Here is a 6,255-nt window from a genome sequence, read left to right as displayed (position 1 = left end):
CGGCGGGCCGCTGCCGGCGCGTGTGCCGCCCCGCCTGGCCGAACTGTGGGCCGACCGTGATCTCTACCCGCACGCCCACCGGGGCGCCTACACCGGTCTGGCCGAGACCGTCGACGCGGGCATCGAGGGCTTCGCCGACGCGCTCTACGAGCGGCTGCTCACCGCCGACGGTTGGCTGCCGTACCCGGACACCGCGCCCACGTTGACCGCGTTGCGCGACGCCGGGGTGCGGGTGGCGGTGGTCAGCAACATCGGCTTCGACCTGCGGCCACACTTCGACGCCTGGGGGCTGACCGGGCTGGTCGACGCGTTCGTGCTGTCGTACGAGGTGGGGCGCTGCAAACCCGACCCGTCGATCTTCTGGCGGGCCTGCGGGATGCTGGGCGTCGACCCCGAGCAGACGCTGATGGTCGGCGACACTCCGGCGGACGCGGGCGCGGTGGCCGCCGGCTGCGCCGTGCTGGTGCTACCGGCCGCCGACCCGGGTCGGGACAACGGGCTGGGCGCCGTCCTGGACCTGGCGCTGCCGGCCTGAGCTGTGCCCGCCGAACCCGTCAGTCCGGGATGTTTATCACCGGCAGCTCGCCGTCGCCGTACCGGTCCTCCGCGGTCAGGATCGAGGCGTCGTGTTCGAGTACGGCCAGCACCGTGGTCGCCAGGTCGGCGCGGCCCGTCACCGTGCGCCAGAAGCTGAGTTCGTGCCAGGAGTGCCCCTCGGTGGAGAGCACCTCGCACGCGTCGAGGGTCAGCAGCCGGTGAAGTGTCGCCCGTTCCTTCGGGTCGCTGACGATCGCCATGGCCTCCGCCGCCGTCACGGCGGTGACGCCGAACCTGTTGCGGTCCTGGATGACCTCGTGCAACGGCTCCCCGACGTGCACCGACCCGGCCAGGTAGGCCAGCAGTGCCGACCGGTCCAGCACGAGCCGGACAGGGCGGTCGTCCTCGTGGGTCACGCTGCCGGCTGGTCGAGAGTGTCGGCGGCGGCGTCCAGCGCGTGCTGGCGTGCCCGCTCCCGAAGTGCGGTGCGGCGCTCCGGCGACCATTCGGCCTCAACGGCGGCACGCCGGGCACGCGCCTCGGCCACGCCCTGCTCGGTGATGTGGATGCCCTGGTGGGCCAGCTCCGCGTTCAGAGCGTCCAGGCGCATCCGGTCACGGACAGCCTGGGTGATGTAGGCGCTCGCGTTGGCTTCGTGCTCCAGGCGCTCCGCCACGTCCGGTGGCACCGAGATCGACAGTTTCCGCATCGCGCTGGTCATACCACGGACGATACGCCGGTAGCACCGCGGTGGCGAACACGTACGGCCGTGTCGGCCCCGAACGGCGAGACGTCGGACACCGCCGGAGGGCGGCCGGGGCCGACCGCCTACCGTCATGGCCGTGACGGAAACCCTGCTGCCCGCCCTGGGCGCGGCCGACGCGCCGCCGGAGCGCCGCGGTGGCATCGCCGCCGTGGGCCTGGTGCTGGGCGGGGCGCTGTCGGTGCAGTTCGGCTCCGCCGTGGCCGCGTTGATCTTCCCGCGTACCGGGGTGGCCGGCGCGGTGACCCTGCGCCTGACGATCGCGGCGGTGCTGCTGCTGCTCGTCTGCCGGCCCCGCCTGCGTGGGCACGACCGGTCGGCCTGGGTCGCGGCGGGCGCGTTCGGGCTGGCGCTGGCCGGCATGAACTCGCTGTTCTACCAGGCCATCGAACGCATCCCGCTGGGCCCGGCGGTGACCCTGGAGGTGCTCGGCCCCCTCGCGCTGTCCGTCGTCTCCACCCGCCGACTGTCCAGCTGGTGCTGGGCGGGACTCGCGCTGGGCGGGGTGGCGCTGCTCGGGCAGGGCGGCTTCGACCGGCTCAACCCGGCCGGGGTGGCGTTCGCGTTCGGCGCGGGCACGATGTGGGCCGCGTACATCGTGCTGAGCGCCCGGGTCGGCGGCCGGTTCCCCGGCGCGGACGGGCTGGCCCTGGCGCTGACCGTCGCCGCGCTGGTCACCCTGCCCCTCGGCATCGTCGACGGCGGCGCCGCGCTGCTCGACCCGACGGTCCTGGCGCTCGGCACCGCCCTCGCGGTGCTCGCCTCCGGTCTGCCGTACACGCTGGAGCTGCTGGCGCTGCGGCGGATGCCCACCGCCACCTTCGCGGTGCTGATGAGCCTCGGCCCGGCCGTCGCCACCCTCGCCGGGTGGCTGGTGCTGCGCCAGGCGCTGACCCTGCTGGAGTGCGCCGCCATCGTGCTGGTCATGGCGGCCAGCATCGGTGCGGTGCGGGTCAGCGCAGCAGCCGCAGGGCGCCCGGCACGGCGCTGATCGTCACCGGCAGGGCCAGCGAGCGTTCCCCGTCGGCGTACGTGGTGATGCCCTCGGCGGTCAGCTCCACGGTGCGGGCCCGATAGCTGGTCACCAGGGGGTGGGTGACGTGGGTGCCCTGGTAGATGCGCGGCTTCACCCGGATCAGGGTCCGCCGGTTGACCCGCCCCGCCACCACCACGTCCAGCAGCCCGTCGGTCGGGTCGGCGTCGGGGCAGATCCGCATCCCACCCCCGTACGTGGGGCAGTTGCCCACCGCCACCAGCACCGCGTCCAACTCGTGCGGCACCCCGTCGAGGCGCAGCGTGTAACGGCGGGGCCGCAGCCGGGCCAGCTCGACCACGATCGCCAGGTCGTACCGGCGAGGGCCGCGCGGCCAGCTCATCCGGTTGGCCCGCTCGTTGACGATCGCGTCGAAGCCGGCCGCGAGGACCGCCCCGTACCAGCGTTCGACGCCGTCGGCGCCGACCATCCGGGCCAGGTCGAGCGGACGGCTCCGGCCGGCGCGCAGCGCGTCGGCGATCACCGACACCGCGGCGAGAGGATCGGCCGGGAAGCCGGTGTCCAGCGCGAAGTCGTTGCCGGTGCCCGTCGGCACCGCCCCGAACGGCACGCCGGTCCCGGCGACCGCCTGCAACGCCCCGTGCACGGTGCCGTCGCCGCCGACCGCGACCAGCGCGCTTGCCCCGTCGGCGACCGCGGCACGGCACGCCGCCTCCGCCTCGGCGGGGTTGGACGCCGACAGCAGCCGAACCGGCCGATCGGCGGCGGCCAACCCGTCCAGCAGCCGGGGCAGCAGGGCACGGTGCCGTCCCCGCCCCGCGGTCGGGTTGGTGAGCACGGCCACCGGGGCAGGCAGGTGATCGTCTGCGGTCACGGGCAGCACCGTACCGGTCGGACACCCGCCGTTCACCAGGGGCAGGCGCCGTCACGACCAGTCCCGTCGCCGGCGCTCGGGGTGACGCGGCGACGCCGCCCCCGGCAGGCGGGGACGGCGTCGGCGGACCGGGCGGCGCGGAGCCGTCAGGTCATGTCGTCGTAACGACGTTCGATCGGTGCGGGCGGGGCGATCGGCTCGGGTACGCCGATCGGCGCGGTCGCGTCGACCCGCTGCCCGGCCACGACCGGGTCCGCGTCGTACTCCAACGGCGACACCTCGTCGTCGTCGATGCCGGCGTAGATCTCCTTGCCCCGCCCACGCCGCTTGTCGTTGAGGAACGCGATGCCCACCGCGCCGAAGTAGAGCGCGGAGAGACAGATCGCCAACGCGGTCATCCCGAACGGGTCCGGGGTGGGGGTGACCACGGCGGAGAACGCGAAGAAGACGAAGATCGCCACACGCCACCAGCTGAGCAACCGCTTCGCGCTGGCGATGCCCACGAAGTTGAGCATCAGCACGACGAGCGGGAACTCGAACGCCACACCGAACAACAGGATCAGGTTGGTGACGAAGGAGATGTACTTGGTGATCTCCAGTGTCGTGCTGATCTCGCTGTCCGAGATGCTGAGCAGGAACTCCAGACCCTTGGCCGTGACGAAGTACGCCAGCACCGCGCCGGCCGCGAACAGCGGCGCCGCCAGAGCGGTGAAGAAGTACGCGTAGCGCCGCTCGTGCCGGTGCAGGCCGGGCGCGATGAACGCCCAGAGCTGGTAGAGCCAGATCGGCGCGGCCACGATCAACCCGACCCAGAGCGCGACCTTCAGGTTGAGCAGGAACAGGTCGGCTGGGCCGAGCTGCACGAACTCACACTTGCCGTCGACATACCTGGCCTGGGGCAGGTCGCAGTAGGGCTGCTGGAGCAGGTGCAGCACCCGCTCGGCCAGCCAGAAACCGAAACCGAAACCGATCAGGATCGCCAGAGACGCACGGAAGAGACGGTTACGCAGCTCGCGAACATGCTCGATGAGCGTCATCGACCCGTCGGCGGCCCGTTCGAAGGTGCTCGGGCCGCGTTTACGCAGTGCGAAGGCCACGGGAGTGGGCCCCTTCGGTCAGTTGTCGCGGACGCGGTGCACCGGGTCGACGACCGGCTGCTGCGGCGGGGCCTGCTGGTACGGGGCCTGCTGCGGCTGGCCAGCGTACGGCGCCTGCTGCCCGGCGTGCGGCGGCAGCGGCTGGTAGCCGGCCTGCGCGTCGGCCTTCTCGGCGAGGTCGCGGTCGTCGTCCTGCAGGCTCTTGGTCTCGGCCTTGATGATCCGCAGCGAACGGCCCAGCGAGCGGGCCGCGTCGGGAAGCCGCTTCGCACCGAAGAGCAGGATCAGCACAACCACGAGAACTGCGATGTGCCACGGCTTGAGGGCACCCATGAGAAGCTCCACTCGCTCTGTGTCCGGGGGTGGTACGCAGCCCATCGTACGTGCGGATCGGCCTGTTGCCACCCGCCGGGTGGTGGTGGTCCGGCCCGGCCGGTGAAGTCTTGACCAACGCGCGATGATCCGTCAACCGCCGCCGCCCGGGCGCGGCGACGCCGGTCGATCAGCCGCGCTTGGCCTTGATCACCGCGAGCCGCTGCTGCGCGGTGTCGAGCTGCCGCTGGACCCCCTCGGCGCGCTCCTGCAACGCCTCGGCGGACTCCCGCAGCGTTTCGGCCTCGGCGGCCCGCCGCTGCAAGGCCACGGCGGCGCGGCGCAGCCGGGGCAGCCGGGTCAGCACCGGACGCACGGCCAGCGCCAGCGCCAGGAGCGGGAGCAGCACCACCGCGACCACGATCCAGATCAGCACGGCGGTCAGCCTACTGGGTGCTGCCGGCCACCGCCGGGTCACCCGACGGCGCGCCGACCCGGGGCGCCCGGGTCGACCGGCGCGACCCCGACGGGAGCAGCCGCGGGCACGGGCACGGCGTACGCGTCCAGCGCGGCGGCCGCCGTGGCCCGGACCTGCTCGGCCAGCTCCGGCGGAGCGACGACGGTGACCTCCGGGCCGAGGCCGAGCACGAACCGGCGCGCCCACCCCAGATCGGTGACCCGCAGCGAGACGAGCCACTGGTCGCCGTCGCCGGCCTCCACCCGCTCGCACGGGTAGTACTCGGTGATCCACCGCTCGCCCCGGCCGATCCGCAGGGTGATCAACGGCAGGTCGGGCGAGGGACGGAAGACGCCCTCGGTGAGGTCGTGCGGCACGGCCTGCGGCGGAACGGTCGCCGGCTCGTCCAACTCGGTGATCGCGTCGATCCGGTCGGCCCGGAACAGCCGGACCGCCTCCGCGCGCCGACACCACGCCTCGACGTACGCCCGACGCCGACCATCAGCACCCGCAGCGGGTCGATGACCCGCTCGGTGGTCTCGTCCCGGGCCGCCGTGTAGTAGGTGATCCGCAGCGCCTTCCCGCCCTCGACCGCGGCGCGCAGCGCCTCCACCCGCCGGGTGTCCCCGGGCAGCCGGACCGCCACCGGCGCGCCCACCAGGTCGCCCGCGTCCTCGATCTTCGCCAGAGCCCGTTCGACGGCGTCCCGGTTGGCCACCCCGGGCGTCTCGGCGAGCATCCGCAGCGCCACCACCAGTGCGAGGGCCTCGTCGGGGGTGAGCCGCAGTGGCCGGTCGATACCGGCGTCGTAGGTGATGGTCACCCGGTCACCGTCGAAGGCCATGTCGATCAGGTCACCGGGGCCGTACCCGGGCAGACCGCACACCCAGAGCAACTCCAGGTCCTCGCGGAGCTGCCGCTCGGTGACACCCAGGTCACCGGCCGCCTCGGCGATCTCGATGCCCGGCCGGCCAGCAGGTACGGAACGAGGTTGAGCAGCCGGGCCAGCCGGTCGGCGGACGCGCGGGAGCCGCCCCGGGCGGCGGGGCGGGTCACCGGGCACCCCCGGTGGCGGCCAACTCGTCGTGGCGCACGGCGATCTCCTTGAGCCGCTGGATGACCGCCTCGCGGACCTCCGGTGGGTCGAGCACCCGCACGTCCGGGCCGTACCCGACGAGGTGGCGGCCAGCCCGTCCGGGTCGGCGTACGGCAGGACCAACC

At 73.5% G+C, this 6,255-nt stretch carries 8 protein-coding genes and 2 pseudogenes; 2 read left to right on the top strand and 8 right to left on the bottom strand.

The annotated features are described in order from the left end of the window. Window positions 1-535: HAD-IA family hydrolase (locus JNW91_RS28515; protein ID WP_203178566.1), on the top strand; the 535-nt coding region annotated here is incomplete at its 5' end. A 19-nt stretch (window positions 536-554) separates the two neighbouring features. Here the strand turns inward: JNW91_RS28515 and JNW91_RS28510 are convergent. Then, window positions 555-953, bottom strand: coding sequence for a hypothetical protein (locus tag JNW91_RS28510; protein WP_203178565.1), 399 nt, complete (start codon window positions 951-953; stop codon window positions 555-557). Next, window positions 950-1,258 (bottom strand): hypothetical protein, encoded by a 309-nt coding sequence (locus JNW91_RS28505; RefSeq protein WP_203178564.1) that lies wholly within the window; start codon window positions 1,256-1,258, stop codon window positions 950-952. The genes JNW91_RS28510 and JNW91_RS28505 overlap by 4 nt, the downstream gene beginning before the upstream one ends. A 115-nt stretch (window positions 1,259-1,373) precedes the next feature. Here JNW91_RS28505 and JNW91_RS28500 point away from each other — a divergent pair, with 115 nt between their 5' ends. Continuing rightward, window positions 1,374-2,291, top strand: a complete 918-nt coding sequence (locus JNW91_RS28500) for an EamA family transporter (RefSeq protein ID WP_238425866.1) — start codon at window positions 1,374-1,376, stop codon at window positions 2,289-2,291. Here JNW91_RS28500 and JNW91_RS28495 read toward each other — a convergent pair. From JNW91_RS28495 to JNW91_RS28470, 6 genes and pseudogenes are all read right to left on the bottom strand, one after another. Beyond that, on the bottom strand, window positions 2,254-3,177 hold the full coding sequence (locus JNW91_RS28495) for a diacylglycerol kinase family protein (protein WP_203178563.1): 924 nt from the start codon (window positions 3,175-3,177) through the stop codon (window positions 2,254-2,256). The genes JNW91_RS28500 and JNW91_RS28495 overlap by 38 nt on opposite strands. Before the next feature lie 137 nt (window positions 3,178-3,314). Then, entirely contained in the window at window positions 3,315-4,265 is a 951-nt protein-coding gene (tatC, locus tag JNW91_RS28490) for a twin-arginine translocase subunit TatC (protein WP_203178562.1), read from the bottom strand. An 18-nt stretch (window positions 4,266-4,283) separates the two neighbouring features. Further along, window positions 4,284-4,598: a Sec-independent protein translocase subunit TatA gene (gene tatA / locus JNW91_RS28485; protein WP_124855346.1), complete on the bottom strand. Its 315-nt coding sequence runs from the start codon at window positions 4,596-4,598 to the stop codon at window positions 4,284-4,286. Window positions 4,599-4,767: 169 nt separating this feature from the next. Then, the gene (locus JNW91_RS28480) at window positions 4,768-5,013 is read right to left on the bottom strand and encodes a hypothetical protein (RefSeq protein ID WP_203178560.1); all 246 of its coding nucleotides are present in this window, start codon (window positions 5,011-5,013) and stop codon (window positions 4,768-4,770) included. 38 nt (window positions 5,014-5,051) lie between these two features. Next, window positions 5,052-6,090: pseudogene (locus tag JNW91_RS28475) on the bottom strand (helix-turn-helix transcriptional regulator). Continuing rightward, window positions 6,087-6,255, bottom strand: a pseudogene (locus tag JNW91_RS28470) (WCX domain-containing protein); the annotation flags it as partial. The pseudogenes JNW91_RS28470 and JNW91_RS28475, both read right to left, overlap by 4 nt.

The organism is Micromonospora parastrephiae (assembly GCF_016802865.1).
Taxonomy (GTDB): Bacteria; Actinomycetota; Actinomycetes; order Mycobacteriales; family Micromonosporaceae; genus Micromonospora; species Micromonospora parastrephiae.
The sequence above is the reverse complement of the archived record's forward strand: the minus strand, read 5'-3'. Positions and strand labels throughout refer to the sequence as shown.